This window comes from Sporosarcina sp. FSL K6-3508 (genome assembly GCF_038615825.1).
GTDB lineage: Bacteria > Bacillota > Bacilli > Bacillales_A > Planococcaceae > Sporosarcina > Sporosarcina newyorkensis.
This window is the reverse complement of sequence record NZ_CP152016.1, coordinates 1,605,949-1,618,746: the sequence shown is the minus strand read 5'-3', so window position 1 is coordinate 1,618,746 and position 12,798 is coordinate 1,605,949. Positions and strand designations below refer to the sequence as shown.

The window sequence follows — 12,798 nt, the reverse complement described above, 5'->3', positions numbered from 1 at the left end:
TTATCCTCCTTTCTGCTTGCGCCGTTTTTCTTCTTCCGCTCGTGCCTTCTCTTCTTCCTCAAATGCCAATTCCTCGGAAGCGTAGATCAGTTGCTTGTCATCCCATGACAAGGCGTGTATTTCGTGCGGAGGGATGCTGTGACGTTGCCAAATTCGATGTAGCATCGTCAGTTCGCCACCCTCCTTTATCCGTTTTTTACTTCTTCGATTGGATCATCTTCAAAACCTGACAGGTCCATGATTTTAGAAGACAACATGGCAATTTCTCCGAAAAGCAAAGCTTTCTGTGTACAGTCGCCAGGTGATTCTGCCCGGTAGTGATTCATCAGTTCAGGATTCGAAAAGTCCGGCTCGATACATGCTTCTGCAACAATCAGTTGTCCGAGTTCATCCGTATTTTCATGTTTTTCCATCTTGCCGCCTTTGCCTGGGCGTGTGTAGGTGCATTGCTCGCGCAACTCATTTATTTTTTCACCTGTTAGTGCTTTGATAACGAAATCAGTTTCCAATCGCTTCATGTAGACCGGCTTTTGAATATCCGTAGAAGTACCGAGAAGCGCTTCGAGCGCTGACTTCTTCTTAGGTTTTTCCTGCGCTTGCACTTCTTTGTATTCAAATTCAGCTGTATTTTCTGTCATGATCATTCTCCTTTTTTAGGTAAAATAAAAACGCCCCCGAAGGGCGCTTAATTAAACTGGCTCGTAACCTGTAAAAACGAATGGGATTTCCTCTTTTACGATTTCTCCGTGGGTGTACCCCATGCCCGGAATCTTCTGGAACTGCACGCCTTTGATGCGGTAGAAACCTTTCATTTCCGGATTATCCGGATCACTCATTTCAGACATAAGCTCTGTTACAAATGAAGGGCTGTCATCGTCAAGAATTGTGGCGATTTTGTCAGCCAAAACGCGGGAAACTGTATACCCTGAAATTGTTCCGTTCATATTGATTTTCATGAGTTTTTGCCCCGGTGTTCGTCGACCAGGAAGCGGAACCTCTTCGTATTCTGGTTCGATATTGACTTCTAGGTCTGTAACATTCATGAGCCATTCGCCGTCATGATACGACTTTCCAAAAGCTCCATTGAGCACCTTTGTGCCGTCTGCTAATTGCGTCATTTACATTCCCTCCCTTATACTCCGAATTCCAAGAAGATGCGCTCCATGGAGTCGACTTCGTCTGCTTGGATATAAATGAACACACAATCACCTTTTGATTCACGTCGCGAATCTAGCCCAGCGTCTATATTCATCAGTACATTTTCTGTTTCGAGCGTTTCTAAATACTGTTTAATCGCGGCGATCAGCGATGCCTGTCCAGCTGGATTGTTGTCAATCTTGCCGATGTAATGATCTTTTGCAACCGCCGGGATGTCCGTAGCGATTGCCTGTCGCGCTCTCATGGCCCGGATCTTGCCACGCGATGTCTCGGTTGTGTTTGTCGTAATGCCCTGCTCAATCTTGACGTTTCGGCCATCGTTGACCAACACTAACGAACCTGAATCAAGCGCTGTAATGATTTCTGCGTTGGTCATACGGCGATTCACATCAGACAGCGGTAGATCGTCGTATGTGATCGACTGATTAATTGGTGTGCCTGCAATTCGACCGGCGAGAAATGATGCATATTCTTCCGATGGGATTTCATTCCCTGAACCGTCGATGCCCCCTACAATCAGGTTGACGACATAATCATCTTTTAGCAGAATAGATCGCGCATTTCCTACTTCCGGGTCTTGGTCATCCTCTGCACTACCACCGGCTACATACGTAAAATGCTTACCGTCTTTCCGGTTCCTTTCCGTCCATTCTTTCGTCGCTTCCTGCTCTGCCGTTGAAACGGCACCAGGATACACAAAGACATTAAAAGACCGCGCCTCATATGCTGCCCGGATACCTGTAAAATCATATTCTGATTCCGGTTCTTTCGCGGGTACGCCATAAATTAAAACTTGCGCGGCGCCTCCTGAAAGCACCCGAATGATAGGCGTTGCATTTACCTTGCCCACCGCTTCAACTGCCTCAATTTCAGTTTCCACCGTCAAAAATTTGCCGGACTCTAACTTCTTTCCGTCACCTTCTGCTGCATACGTAAAAATCGGAAGCCCCACAACTCCCCTGGGACCTCCGACTACTTGCGCGAGTGCGCGATTGACGAAGTTAATATATAACCCCGGCCGCTTTGGCAGGGATAATGGATCCCATTGTCCGCCGTTAGCCATGTTTACATCTCTCCTTTTCTACAATCTTCACCTATAACAATGTCATCTTCGTAACCAGGCGGCGTAATGCCACCGTCCTCACCGCCCGAATCTCCATTTTCACCGCCGCTTTCTCCATCGCCATCGATAGGTGGAAGAATAGGGCGAATGATAATTCCGCCAATCGGTGGGTGTACTTCTTGCGCTGCCATCTGCCGCACTTGCGCGTGCAACTTGCCTATAGACGCATAGACCACCTTGTCCTCTGTCAAAAATGGACGGGACGGCAAAAAGGACCCAATTCGCATATAGCGACTGGACCCTTTGATTTGCAATGAATGTATGTTTGTAAATAATTTTTGCAATGCGTCTATTTGTTGCAATGATCCGAACGGATTTTTTGCGAAGGACAGGATGTTGAATACTCGATCGTACCGATCAACTACCCCCGTCTCACGTTCCACGTCGTCACCTTCCCATTGCACTACGCATAGACCAGGCTTATATACTTTAGGCAAGTCCTGACCTTTCACTTCATCGAAAAGAGGACTCACATACTCCGCAATCGTTTGTATTTCGAGTGCGATATTCGCTGTAATGTTCGGCAGTGTTGTCATTCCGACCACTCTCCCAGCGCCTTTTTAACTTCATCTTCCATCCAGCCTTGCCATTTATCCAAATTGTCTTCAGCTGGCTTATCCAAGAATTTTTTGATCGCATTCGGGTTTTTATCGGTTCGCAACGACTTGCCGCCTGCGTTTTGTTCATGGATGTAATAAGCATAGTTAAAACTGTCGCCGCCCTTCATGGTGTCGGCGTTGCCATCTATCTCGATAAAGCCGTTCGCGCCTTGACCACGCACTTCGCCTGTAATCAAATCATGTAAATTTCCACTGTCTTCAGGAGCAACGTGTTGCGCTTCCTTGACCCAATCATCTTTGATCTTTTCAAGTCCCGCCTGCGCACCTTGGCCGACCTTTTCCGGCAACTGTTCCATCGCCTTTATAAACGCCGACATATCCAGTTCAAATTCCTTCGCCATATGACCACCTCACAAGTACACCGATGTGTATAGCGCTTTGCCGTTCAGTTTTCGAGCGGGCGCTATCAATTCGGGTTCGCGTTTTAGGCTATTACCGCGTTCGTTGATAAACTCAATCTTGTCGTCATAGTCGATGTCTGGCAATCCGCGAAACATGATTTCCGCACCAACTACTACTTCATCGCCCATGCGGTTTTTAACCACTTGCGTCTTTTCATCGACGCGGCACTTTATGATCAACACAACAGCGTCGCCGGCGTTGCTCCAGAAATCATCTTCGCCTGGTTTATAGACGGTCACCGTATGCGGTGTAGGAAACATTAGATCAGCCTCCCAATCGCCGCACGTAGTGTACCGACAAGGATCCCGATGACATCAGGCGAAATGCCCGAACCGTCAAACGTGACAGATATACCTTTCACTGAGTAGGACTTGACACCTTGACGTTTGAGCATGGCAAACTCTTCACCTTCGCCCTCGAGCATGTACAGGACTTGCAGAGCTACAACGCGGTCTGTCAGCTTTTCGACAGGAAAGTTATCTTTGAGCAATTCAAACGCGCTAAAAATTGCCTTGTCTTGCTCCAGCAGATCCAATGCAAAAAAGCCGTCCGTGTTGGACAGCTTCTGCAAATAAAGCTTTACAGTTAGATCAGTGACCATATAGATCACCCTTTCTTTTTCTTCGGTTTTTCTTCCACTTGTTCTTCAGCTTTCACTTTCGCTTCTTGAGCAGCCGTCTCTTCACCTAGAATCTTTACGTAACCGATTCTTTCAAGGTGTTCAGCGGAACGAGAATCAATAGCGATAGTTTCACCACGTCGCGCTCCATCCACAATCGTATTAAGAACTTCTACTTTTGTTTTAGCCACAATATTTCCCTCCTACTATTAAGGTGTATATGCATCGATGTGATACACGAATGAGATTTTTTCAGGTGCAGGGAATCCAGCTCCAACTGCACGCAACACAGACTGGATCGGTTCTTTTTTGTCGTATGCTTCCAAGAACAAACCTGGTTGGAAGTTGTTTTCAAGTGTTGGGCCAAGTAAATACTCCCCAACTCCTTCGGATAGCATGACAATACGATTGACAGGCATTACTTCTTTGCGAACGATATCGCCTGTGTAAATGTCCTTGTATTGCACGAAACGGTCTGTAATGACTTGTACAGGTGGTAGGCCATGCGCTTCAAATACAGCGGTTAGTTCCGCTTGTGAAATACGATTTGCCCCTTCTGGTCTGCCTGCTTCAGCAACCACTAAACCATGTTTAAGTAGCTTCTGATTTAGTTCACGCGATACCCACATAACGTCTGGCTCTTTGCCATTCGCTTCCGCATATTTTTGCACGTTGTCCTGTAACATTCCGATAACATCAAAGCCTGGAGCATCCAAGTCTTGGCCGGACGATAGAGCAACCTTGTGATCTTCCAGAATGCCGAAGTCGAAGTTGACCTTCACGTTATTCGCATCATAGGAATGCGTACCACGTGTGAGAGCTTCCATCTTTGCTACATAAATCAGCTTGCGTAATCCGTTCAATAAATCGATATTCTTCACGGTAATCTTCTCGATGACCGCTGCTTGCTCTGCGTTGTTACGAGCTTCGTTGATGGACTGTAATTCTTCATATGTGACAATGTCCTTCAAACCGAAGTATGCAATCTCACCCATCTTGTTTGCCACTGCATTACGGTCAACGACAGGCGGCTCTGCACCGTATCCGATGTATGCCGCGATGTATTGATTGTTTTTAATGATATCGTAAGCAAAACGACGGTCATATGTCGGCACAGTCGGCAAGAACCGATCTGCAATTGTTTCTTGTACGTCCTGCTCTGTTAAATCTACCAGTGCTTTAAGCGCCGGCTTTTGAAATACTTCTAAATGCGTAATACCTGCCATAATAAAATTCCTCCTTCAACTTCCTTATTGTTTTATGTGTTTGACATAGCGAATTTGCGGGCTAGTCGCCGCCTTGAATGCAGCTGTGACAGTTTCAGGTAGCTTTGCATCATATACAGATCCACGAATCAGTACTTCCCCGACCACGATATTTGTTCGTCCGTCTGATTCCACGTCAATATTCAGTAATGACAATTCGTCAAAACCTTCCGGGACTGCATCTTCCGTATCCTTATACGGCTCGAAAAACCCTGTTGTTGTATTGCGTGCGATCGGCGTACCTACCGGAATATAAACCGCACCAAATTTAGCGGCGTCCAGTGTGGCGCCCCCCTCAATAAATTGAAAATGTTCCGAAGCGAGAATATTGAGTCCTCCTCGGAACTCAGTAGTAACCGTTTTGCCTGTGTAGGGCATAGTAATTCCTCCTTTAAATTCTTTTATTTAGTTTTAATTGCTCGTACATTTTCACGCCGGCTTGATAAGCATCTGGCTTACCTGGATCGTTATGCTTTTGTTGAGTGCCTGGAACATGACCGGCTGGTTGAGTCTGCTGTGTTTCATCAGCGAACAGATACGGATCCGATGTCTTAAGCCCTTCCAGTTGCTCCGACAGTCCGACGACTTTGCCATCCTCACCCAACTTAATGAGTTCGGAATCAAGCAATGCACGAACCGCCCGCGGATTGCGAGCCTTGTTAACAAGGAGCGCCCGATCCAATTCATAATTCAGCTTAGTTTTCGATAGCTCGGCTTGATGTGCAGCCTTCGCTGATTCATTCGCTTCTTTGAGCGCATCGATTGTTGCCTGCAAGTCATCGTTGCCTTGTGCTTTGCCACGTAAGTCTTCCAGCTGTGTGTCACGTTCTGTCAATTGTGTTTTTAATGAATTGCGCTCTGACTGTGCACCTGTCAGTTCTTCTTTCATCGGATTCACAACTTTTCCGTGTGCCGCCATAATGCTATCAATTTGCTCGTCAGATAATCCGAGCGCTTTAAGTTCTTCTCTTGTCATTTTGCATATCTCCCTTTACGTTTGATAACGCAGTATCGGCTGCGTAAGGTTGCACGGTAACGCTGTGCGGGCGAATGATTGCATAATAAAAAAGCCTTTTATGACGTCGTGCCGAGGACGTGTTTTCACAAGATATTATCTAGTTCGTATGCGGAGCCGTAAGACATGCCTTTGATGTAGACATCTTTGTTCATTACGTGTTTCAAGTCGTCAGTATAAGCGTTGATATAGAACTTTTCTTTTGCGTCAAGGGAATGTCGCGGTACGACAATTACCTCTTCAACACCTTCTGCTACAATATTTACGAACAAATACTGAAAATCTTCACGTCTTACTTTTTCAAACGTGTTAATTAAAGTTTCTTTTGTCAGCATTTCCTCAGCCTCATACTATCTAACACATCTTCCTCGCCACATCTTAGTAAACCCAATATTTCTAACGGACTGCCTTGGCTGTAACCAGTACCGACTTCACCTGTTGGTTTTTTGGTGACGTAGACCACGGATTCAATTTCCCCACGTTCGATTGCCATTGCTAGATTCTTAATCAATCGTAGGGCAGTCACGATGCCTTCTGACTCGGCTTTCTTTTCTTTAAAGTCGATAGGTTTCATTCGCCATCCCTCCTATTTGTCTGGTTGCATAACGGAGCAACGAACCGAGATATTGGATCACTTCCTTTCGCTTAATGGAAACGGACTGATTCTCCACCTCTTCGTAAGAGGACACTGAACGGCTAACCGGTCTTTGCGAAGTTTGAATTTCACTTTAAGGTCGCTTATGTTCATTCGTCATCCTCCTCAGTTTCGATGATTTTATAATCTTTATGGACAATGGCATCCTTTTCAGAAATAGACGCGATCAGTTCGTTTGTTTTGGCATCCACAACGTTGATCACCTTCATCCCAATCCCTCCCATCTCACTTAGTTTTAGCACCCTTGCGTCGATTGGTAGCCCGACTGACCACGCGCAGATTGCTTTTCGCATTACTGCCACCCTTGGACAACGGCTTCTTATGATCGACTTCCCGCTTATCCCCGACTTCCAAGCCCATCACACGACGAGCCTTATTCCTGGCAGCTCGGTTTTTCCGTTGCGCAGGTTTCGAATGATAGTCGCGGTACTCTTTCTTATAATCACGTTTCTTCGCCAACTGTATCAACTTCTCTCATCATCTTTTGAAGCTCCTTATACTTAGGTGTCTGACCGCGCTTCATCCGTTTAAATGCGCCGAGGGTAGCAGGAGCTTCATCACCTAGCGCTGCAACCATGCGAGCATAGGCTTTCTTTTCGTAGTTATTCTTGCGATTACTCGCCTGTTTCTTGTCATAGGCTTTCTTGATATTGTCCGGACGCCTGTCCTCTTCAGGATTGAAGTTCTTTGAACGCTCAATGTCCGCTTCGACATAACGGTCATCCAATTCAGCCTCTTTGTACTCTTCCACATAACACATGCAGTTCGGATGATAAGGCGGAGTGCGCTCTTTCGTCAGCGGCGGAAATCGCTTGTCCTTGCCAGAAATAGAAAAAACCACGCCCCTGTGAGCGTAGCAATGTCTGCATGTAGGCGTGACGCCATTGATAATGACTAAATCCTTGCCGTTGTCTTCAAACCAGTCAACTCTGCCACGATTCTCCGCGTTTTGCATATTTGTTCTGGTGACAACTTCGGAATAGAAATCGAGTGGCAGGTTTTTACCGTCAGACGTAACAAAAGAGGTCATGCCATGTTCTGCAAATGATTCTGCGACTTTTTCAGTCACTTTACGTTTCTTTGCAGCGCTCGCCACACCTGATTGAAGTTCACTCTGAACCTCTGACAATGCCTTTCTGATGGACTTATTCGTATTCAACTTCGCTGTACGAATAGCTGCCTTTAAATCAAGCATCACGTTATCTGTCAGTTCGGTAACTGCATAGAGACTAGCACCAAGTACGGCACCTGCCGTTCCCGTCATGTACGACTGCAAAATAACAGGCGGAATCACGTCCTCGATGACAATACCAAGCTTATCAAACAGTTCGTTGATCCGTTCCATTGCTCGTTTGGCATGCGTCTCATCTGCCATGTTGTAACTGGTGAGGATGAACAGGATTTCATCTTTCAACTGCCTGATGACTTTTAGGAGTTCTTCGTTCATCGGTTATCACCTACTCGTGCTATTACTAATACTGCCCATAATGGAACTAGCAATGCTATTGGCTATGGCGCTTGCATCAGACTTCGGTTCATTCCCTCGCGCCAACTTTTCCAAGGATCGAGCTATGCTTTTCAACGACCGGTCGATGCTTTCAGCTGTTCGTTTTTCCATCATTCCTCATCTCCAATCGGATTCATATTTTCATCACGATTCCCATAGAAATTCTCAAGTGTCTGGAAGCCACGTGCAGTTGAAAAACTATCAGCACTCGAATGTTCCGCCTCTACTCTGGCCAACTCTTCCATTACCCATTCTTCAGATGCCGTCGGGTTATTCCTTCGAATCGTCACTTCAAGTGACTGCGTGCCATCTGTGTACGCTTTGTTATTCTCTTCCACCAATTCTTTGCGACTGATTGGAATCATCGACTTAATTTGCACTTCCGGCTCTTCGATGATGATAGCCGGGTCCAGTTCGTGCTGAATCCATAAGGCTGATTCAAACAATTGCTGAAGAAAGTAAATGTACTCCTGCTGGATCTGCTCCGCTTTAAGTAGTGAGACGAATAAATCATAAAACTTCGCCACACCTGATTGAGCCGCTCCTGTTGATCCAGATACATCCGAATAAAAATCAATCATTTTTTCAGAAGTCTGTGTTTCCATGAGCACCAGTTTGATTAAGTCCTTGACCCAGCCGATGTCTCCAATCTTGGTTACATCTATCTGGATGACTTCTAACGCCTTGCCTTTGTCGTCAAACGTCGTGATTTCTAAATCTCTATGATCAATCCTACCCTCGTCACCGTAACGCTCCATCGCTTTGTCTTGCAGCGCTCGCATGACTTCAGGCGATACAGCTATACGCGGCTTGCCGTTACGTTCAAACGTCAACGAGTTCCTGGTAAGCGTCCAGTTGATTTCATCTTGCTTGCCCTCTTGGTTTTTCAGGCATGACACGCCGAGTTGATTTATGAACGTCTTCTGATTCGGCCAGTAGATGACAAACGGTCGACCGCGACCAATGTAGACTTTCTCCAATTCATTCATACCTAGAAGTTGCTTAACCATTGGATCAGGCAGCTGCCGAGCCTCATTACTGGCATTCAATTCATAAAGCAAGTGAGACGTTCGCAAATTCATGTCCACGCCATTTCCACGCTCTACACGTTCCCGGTACACTTGCAGATAGTCCTTCTCATCAATCTCTCGGCGATAGACTAAATCCACGCCCATGCCGTCCTCATGTGGAAAGTACACGTCCCGCGCTTTAAACTCAATGCGCAGTCCCGCATCATCTAGCCAAGGTACACCGACCAAGCCGCCATCTACTTGTTGCTGTACAATATTGCCCCAGTGTTCGAATGTCAGCTTGGAGTTGTTCTCGATCTGACGCACAACTTCCTGTTGCGCATGAATGATTTTGCTGGATTCTGTACCGTCTGCAGGGCCATCAATCATATCGTCCGTTTCCTCATTGACTTCATCATTCTGAAAATCGTCGGGTGATACCGACGTCTGAATCGTGCCGATCGACCGACTGACAAGCATGGCCGGAATCTCAGGAATCAACTTACAGATGTTCGCGACGATATACGGTGTCTTGACGTTTGCCGTCTTGGGTACGCCATTGATAATGTTGTCGACAATCTCACCTTTTTCAATAAGTTCTTTCGCACGCTCGAATATTTCCGAGTGCCTACCCTCGTATAATTTACGGTAGTAGTACACATTGCCGTGCAGTTCCGTCACGGTCTTTTCGTCAAACTTTTTCCATTCTAGCGGCATGTTGCCCCTCCTTTACCATGCGGATGCACTGCTGATACCAGCTTGCGGCGCAAATATAATAGTCGACACAAAATAGCGGTCGCTATCGAGCGCGTGATCAAACTGTTTTACCGGTTTGTCCTCGCCCTTAGCGGCCGCTTTGGTGTCCCACACATATGAAGAAAATTCTCTGAAAGTCTCTTTACAGCAATCGTTATATAAAATCAGACCTTCGCTTAATGCCGTCTGTACATTGCGTATGCCATCCAGTACGTCATTCTTTGCTTTCATAACGCTGAATCCATCTTTTTTTAACTGCGCAATGAAACTAGCAGCTGATGGATCCACGATGATAGACGAAACACGAATATCTTTCACGAACTTTTTCAGTTCCGCGCTGTACTCTGCATCTGTCTTTTGTCTGCCGGCATTGCGTCCGTCATGGTAATATTCCTTGATCTTGTACCACACCTTGCCACTTCTGCCCCACAAACCGAATGTGGTTGGGTTCTGTGTCCCGTAGTCAATTGCTACATGGTATTTTTCATAACGTCGCTCGACAGTCGGCACCACATGTTGCTCTTGATTAAACTGATCGAAGATAACACCCTCTGCCAGCACCCATAGACCGAGAATGAAACGCTTGAAGAAGATGCCGCTATACATACGGTAATATCTTTTCATCACTTCAGCTGACAGCGAAAGGTTGTCCTCCATCGTAAAATGAAGATGCACCAGTTTCTTTTCCTCCACTTTATCCAGCCAGTTGAGCTTGAACCAATGGTAAGGGCCTTCTGGGTTGCAGTTAAACCAGAACTTTGCTCCGGCAACGGAACAACGCGCAGTGGCTTGTGACACAAATGATTCCGGCATCAAAGCCACTTCGTCAAAAAACATACCAGCAAGCGTGATCCCCTGTATCAAGTCTTGGGACCCTTCGTCTTTTCCGCCGAATACATAGAAGAAGTTTGTTACACCGTTTCTGCTGATTGACAGCATATTTTCAGAACGATGATCTTTTACTTTGTAACCTCTCGCTTTGAGCATTCGTTTTAACGGCGTAATGACGTTGCGTCGGAATGAGCCAATTGTCTTTCCGGCCATGCCCAGGTTTTCATTCTGAAAGGTTTCCATTGCCCACATAACGTAAGAGAGGGACATGACCACCGTCTTCCCAGCTCGCACTGAACCATCGCAAATGATGCCATCCATATCTTTGACCGGAGAGTCGTTTCTCCACCAAGTGAGTACTTGTTTTTGTTTTATAGAGAATGGCTTAAATTTGAATGGTGCCGGTTTTTTCTTGAACTGTTTACGATTCGTGAGGAACGAGAAGTGTTTAGCTTTCTTCTTCGATTTCGTTTGAAGTAGCATCACCCCACACCTCCACAGTCGTAGAGTCTAAGGCTTCATGGAATCCATCATCCTCATACTCTTCTTGATCGTCTGAACCGAAGACCTTCGCATGAGCAATCTTTAGCTTTTCCTCTTCTAATTGACGCTTGAAGTGATCAGGCACCATATCGAAGTGTTTCGCTAGGAAGTCCATAGCTTTCATCTTGTCAGCTAGTTTGACAGCTACACCCTCACGCCCCATCTTTACTTCCGTTATGATAGTGCCGTCCACTACATCATGATTCTTTAAATCGACATAGCTTTCGCGGTAAGTAATCGGTTTGAAGTTGTCATCTAGTTTAGGCCTGCCTGTCTCCTCGTTAATGACTTGACGCTCGACACTACCGAACATAACGTAATCTGTGATATCAGCAAAAGCTATCTGGATGTACTTGTTGAGCACGTCCATAGCATCGATGAAGATACCTTGTTGCATTTCACCTTTCAGCCTGCGTATCTCGTCAGCCACCTTAGCATTTCTTAGCAAGCGACTCCCTTCAACGTGGGCACTGTTCGTAGCATACCCTGCCTTGATAGCCGACATCGTAGCATTAAAGCTTTTAATGTAGTAAATACAAAAAAGCCGTTGTTTATCGGTTAAATCATCCGACTCTACAACAGGCTCAAATTGTTCTTTTTTCGGTTGCATCCTTTTCGTAGGTGTTGCAACCTTTTTCTTTCTAGTTGCATCTTTTCTAGATGAACCTCTTACCCAAGCTTCACGGCTTTTTCTGCTCTTTAATGTCCCTAATTTCACACCATGCTTTTCAGCCAACGCAGCCAGTGTTATCTTTGTCATTTCCCACTCATTCTGAATCTCTTCCCAATTCAGCATGTCACATCACCACTCACTCCTTTATTCAGGTATAAAAAAACCATCCAATAATGGATGGAATTAATACATTATCTACCTAACATATCAAGTAGTTCTTTTTCAATTTCTTCTTTCGTCATCTGATCTACAGGCTTGTATTCCCCTTGATAGTTATAATCAGCTGGATTATCTGTGGGCCCATTTTCAGGAACAAATTCCCCATCATTATTATAGTCATTCGGATTTATTGACGGTGCTTTAGGGTCAGCTTTTAACTCTTCTTCTGAGTATACTGGCTTTATATCCCGCTCTGTATCTGCTACTCCTGAATCTCGTTCCTCTTGCTCTGTCGGAACGTCTTCTTTATCCTTTATTGTATCCTCGCCATTGCAACCGACTAAGGAAAAAAGGACAAACAAAGCTAATGTTGTCATATTGATAAATTTAAACAATATATCACTCCTTTTCTCCTATAATACCTTATCATTCATTAATACCCAGGAAAATCATTCGACAAAT

At 45.5% G+C, this 12,798-nt stretch carries 21 protein-coding genes; all 21 read right to left on the bottom strand.

Annotated features, from left to right (window positions below):
- The 21 genes from MKX97_RS07785 to MKX97_RS07685 all read right to left on the bottom strand — a co-directional run bounded on the left by MKX97_RS07785 (window position 1) and on the right by MKX97_RS07685 (window position 12,731).
- Window positions 1–165: a hypothetical protein gene (locus tag MKX97_RS07785; protein WP_342537361.1), complete on the bottom strand. Its 165-nt coding sequence runs from the start codon at window positions 163–165 to the stop codon at window positions 1–3.
- Window positions 166–185: 20 nt separating this feature from the next.
- Window positions 186–638: a hypothetical protein gene (locus MKX97_RS07780; RefSeq protein ID WP_342537359.1), complete on the bottom strand. Its 453-nt coding sequence runs from the start codon at window positions 636–638 to the stop codon at window positions 186–188.
- A 51-nt stretch (window positions 639–689) separates the two neighbouring features.
- Window positions 690–1,118, bottom strand: a complete 429-nt coding sequence (locus tag MKX97_RS07775) for a phage tail tube protein (RefSeq protein ID WP_342537358.1) — start codon at window positions 1,116–1,118, stop codon at window positions 690–692.
- A gap of 14 nt (window positions 1,119–1,132) precedes the next feature.
- The gene (locus MKX97_RS07770) at window positions 1,133–2,221 is read right to left on the bottom strand and encodes a phage tail sheath subtilisin-like domain-containing protein (RefSeq protein WP_342537357.1); all 1,089 of its coding nucleotides are present in this window, start codon (window positions 2,219–2,221) and stop codon (window positions 1,133–1,135) included.
- Window positions 2,222–2,223: 2 nt separating this feature from the next.
- Window positions 2,224–2,817: a hypothetical protein gene (locus tag MKX97_RS07765; protein ID WP_342537356.1), complete on the bottom strand. Its 594-nt coding sequence runs from the start codon at window positions 2,815–2,817 to the stop codon at window positions 2,224–2,226.
- Window positions 2,814–3,242, bottom strand: a complete 429-nt coding sequence (locus MKX97_RS07760) for a hypothetical protein (RefSeq protein WP_342537355.1) — start codon at window positions 3,240–3,242, stop codon at window positions 2,814–2,816. Before MKX97_RS07760 ends, MKX97_RS07765 begins: the two co-directional genes overlap by 4 nt.
- 9 nt (window positions 3,243–3,251) lie before the next feature.
- Complete coding sequence (locus MKX97_RS07755) at window positions 3,252–3,563, bottom strand: hypothetical protein (RefSeq protein ID WP_342537354.1); 312 nt, start codon at window positions 3,561–3,563, stop codon at window positions 3,252–3,254.
- The gene (locus tag MKX97_RS07750) at window positions 3,563–3,904 is read right to left on the bottom strand and encodes a hypothetical protein (RefSeq protein ID WP_342537353.1); all 342 of its coding nucleotides are present in this window, start codon (window positions 3,902–3,904) and stop codon (window positions 3,563–3,565) included. Before MKX97_RS07750 ends, MKX97_RS07755 begins: the two co-directional genes overlap by 1 nt.
- Before the next feature lie 5 nt (window positions 3,905–3,909).
- Window positions 3,910–4,113, bottom strand: coding sequence for a hypothetical protein (locus MKX97_RS07745; protein WP_342537352.1), 204 nt, complete (start codon window positions 4,111–4,113; stop codon window positions 3,910–3,912).
- A gap of 18 nt (window positions 4,114–4,131) precedes the next feature.
- Window positions 4,132–5,148: a major capsid protein gene (locus MKX97_RS07740; RefSeq protein WP_342537351.1), complete on the bottom strand. Its 1,017-nt coding sequence runs from the start codon at window positions 5,146–5,148 to the stop codon at window positions 4,132–4,134.
- Window positions 5,149–5,172: 24 nt separating this feature from the next.
- Entirely contained in the window at window positions 5,173–5,565 is a 393-nt protein-coding gene (locus tag MKX97_RS07735) for a hypothetical protein (RefSeq protein ID WP_342537350.1), read from the bottom strand.
- A gap of 13 nt (window positions 5,566–5,578) precedes the next feature.
- Complete coding sequence (locus MKX97_RS07730) at window positions 5,579–6,163, bottom strand: phage scaffolding protein (protein WP_342537349.1); 585 nt, start codon at window positions 6,161–6,163, stop codon at window positions 5,579–5,581.
- 125 nt (window positions 6,164–6,288) lie between these two features.
- Window positions 6,289–6,537, bottom strand: a complete 249-nt coding sequence (locus MKX97_RS07725) for a hypothetical protein (protein WP_342537348.1) — start codon at window positions 6,535–6,537, stop codon at window positions 6,289–6,291.
- Complete coding sequence (locus MKX97_RS07720; protein WP_342537347.1) at window positions 6,531–6,776, bottom strand: hypothetical protein; 246 nt, start codon at window positions 6,774–6,776, stop codon at window positions 6,531–6,533. The genes MKX97_RS07725 and MKX97_RS07720 overlap by 7 nt, the downstream gene beginning before the upstream one ends.
- A gap of 306 nt (window positions 6,777–7,082) precedes the next feature.
- Window positions 7,083–7,325, bottom strand: a complete 243-nt coding sequence (locus MKX97_RS07715; protein ID WP_342537346.1) for an HNH endonuclease signature motif containing protein — start codon at window positions 7,323–7,325, stop codon at window positions 7,083–7,085.
- On the bottom strand, window positions 7,300–8,304 hold the full coding sequence (locus MKX97_RS07710) for a phage minor capsid protein (RefSeq protein WP_342537345.1): 1,005 nt from the start codon (window positions 8,302–8,304) through the stop codon (window positions 7,300–7,302). The genes MKX97_RS07715 and MKX97_RS07710 overlap by 26 nt, the downstream gene beginning before the upstream one ends.
- 6 nt (window positions 8,305–8,310) lie before the next feature.
- A complete protein-coding gene (locus MKX97_RS07705; protein WP_342537344.1) occupies window positions 8,311–8,478 on the bottom strand; it encodes a hypothetical protein in 168 nt (55 codons plus the stop codon).
- The gene (locus tag MKX97_RS07700) at window positions 8,475–10,091 is read right to left on the bottom strand and encodes a hypothetical protein (RefSeq protein ID WP_342537343.1); all 1,617 of its coding nucleotides are present in this window, start codon (window positions 10,089–10,091) and stop codon (window positions 8,475–8,477) included. The genes MKX97_RS07705 and MKX97_RS07700 overlap by 4 nt, the downstream gene beginning before the upstream one ends.
- Window positions 10,092–10,103: 12 nt before the next feature.
- A complete protein-coding gene (locus MKX97_RS07695) occupies window positions 10,104–11,444 on the bottom strand; it encodes a PBSX family phage terminase large subunit (protein ID WP_342537342.1) in 1,341 nt (446 codons plus the stop codon).
- The gene (locus MKX97_RS07690; RefSeq protein ID WP_342537341.1) at window positions 11,410–12,264 is read right to left on the bottom strand and encodes a terminase small subunit; all 855 of its coding nucleotides are present in this window, start codon (window positions 12,262–12,264) and stop codon (window positions 11,410–11,412) included. Before MKX97_RS07690 ends, MKX97_RS07695 begins: the two co-directional genes overlap by 35 nt.
- 104 nt (window positions 12,265–12,368) lie before the next feature.
- Complete coding sequence (locus MKX97_RS07685) at window positions 12,369–12,731, bottom strand: hypothetical protein (protein WP_342537340.1); 363 nt, start codon at window positions 12,729–12,731, stop codon at window positions 12,369–12,371.
- Window positions 12,732–12,798: the final 67 nt, after the last annotated feature.

Coding starts and splice junctions, on each gene's coding strand:
- MKX97_RS07785 (WP_342537361.1), bottom strand. CDS start 165: ATGCTACATCGAATTTGGCAACGTCACAGCATCCCTCCGCACGAAATA.
- MKX97_RS07780 (WP_342537359.1), bottom strand. CDS start 638: ATGACAGAAAATACAGCTGAATTTGAATACAAAGAAGTGCAAGCGCAG.
- MKX97_RS07775 (WP_342537358.1), bottom strand. CDS start 1,118: ATGACGCAATTAGCAGACGGCACAAAGGTGCTCAATGGAGCTTTTGGA.
- MKX97_RS07770 (WP_342537357.1), bottom strand. CDS start 2,221: ATGGCTAACGGCGGACAATGGGATCCATTATCCCTGCCAAAGCGGCCG.
- MKX97_RS07765 (WP_342537356.1), bottom strand. CDS start 2,817: ATGACAACACTGCCGAACATTACAGCGAATATCGCACTCGAAATACAA.
- MKX97_RS07760 (WP_342537355.1), bottom strand. CDS start 3,242: ATGGCGAAGGAATTTGAACTGGATATGTCGGCGTTTATAAAGGCGATG.
- MKX97_RS07755 (WP_342537354.1), bottom strand. CDS start 3,563: ATGTTTCCTACACCGCATACGGTGACCGTCTATAAACCAGGCGAAGAT.
- MKX97_RS07750 (WP_342537353.1), bottom strand. CDS start 3,904: ATGGTCACTGATCTAACTGTAAAGCTTTATTTGCAGAAGCTGTCCAAC.
- MKX97_RS07740 (WP_342537351.1), bottom strand. CDS start 5,148: ATGGCAGGTATTACGCATTTAGAAGTATTTCAAAAGCCGGCGCTTAAA.
- MKX97_RS07735 (WP_342537350.1), bottom strand. CDS start 5,565: ATGCCCTACACAGGCAAAACGGTTACTACTGAGTTCCGAGGAGGACTC.
- MKX97_RS07730 (WP_342537349.1), bottom strand. CDS start 6,163: ATGACAAGAGAAGAACTTAAAGCGCTCGGATTATCTGACGAGCAAATT.
- MKX97_RS07725 (WP_342537348.1), bottom strand. CDS start 6,537: ATGCTGACAAAAGAAACTTTAATTAACACGTTTGAAAAAGTAAGACGT.
- MKX97_RS07720 (WP_342537347.1), bottom strand. CDS start 6,776: ATGAAACCTATCGACTTTAAAGAAAAGAAAGCCGAGTCAGAAGGCATC.
- MKX97_RS07710 (WP_342537345.1), bottom strand. CDS start 8,304: ATGAACGAAGAACTCCTAAAAGTCATCAGGCAGTTGAAAGATGAAATC.
- MKX97_RS07705 (WP_342537344.1), bottom strand. CDS start 8,478: ATGATGGAAAAACGAACAGCTGAAAGCATCGACCGGTCGTTGAAAAGC.
- MKX97_RS07700 (WP_342537343.1), bottom strand. CDS start 10,091: ATGCCGCTAGAATGGAAAAAGTTTGACGAAAAGACCGTGACGGAACTG.
- MKX97_RS07695 (WP_342537342.1), bottom strand. CDS start 11,444: ATGCTACTTCAAACGAAATCGAAGAAGAAAGCTAAACACTTCTCGTTC.
- MKX97_RS07690 (WP_342537341.1), bottom strand. CDS start 12,264: ATGACAAAGATAACACTGGCTGCGTTGGCTGAAAAGCATGGTGTGAAA.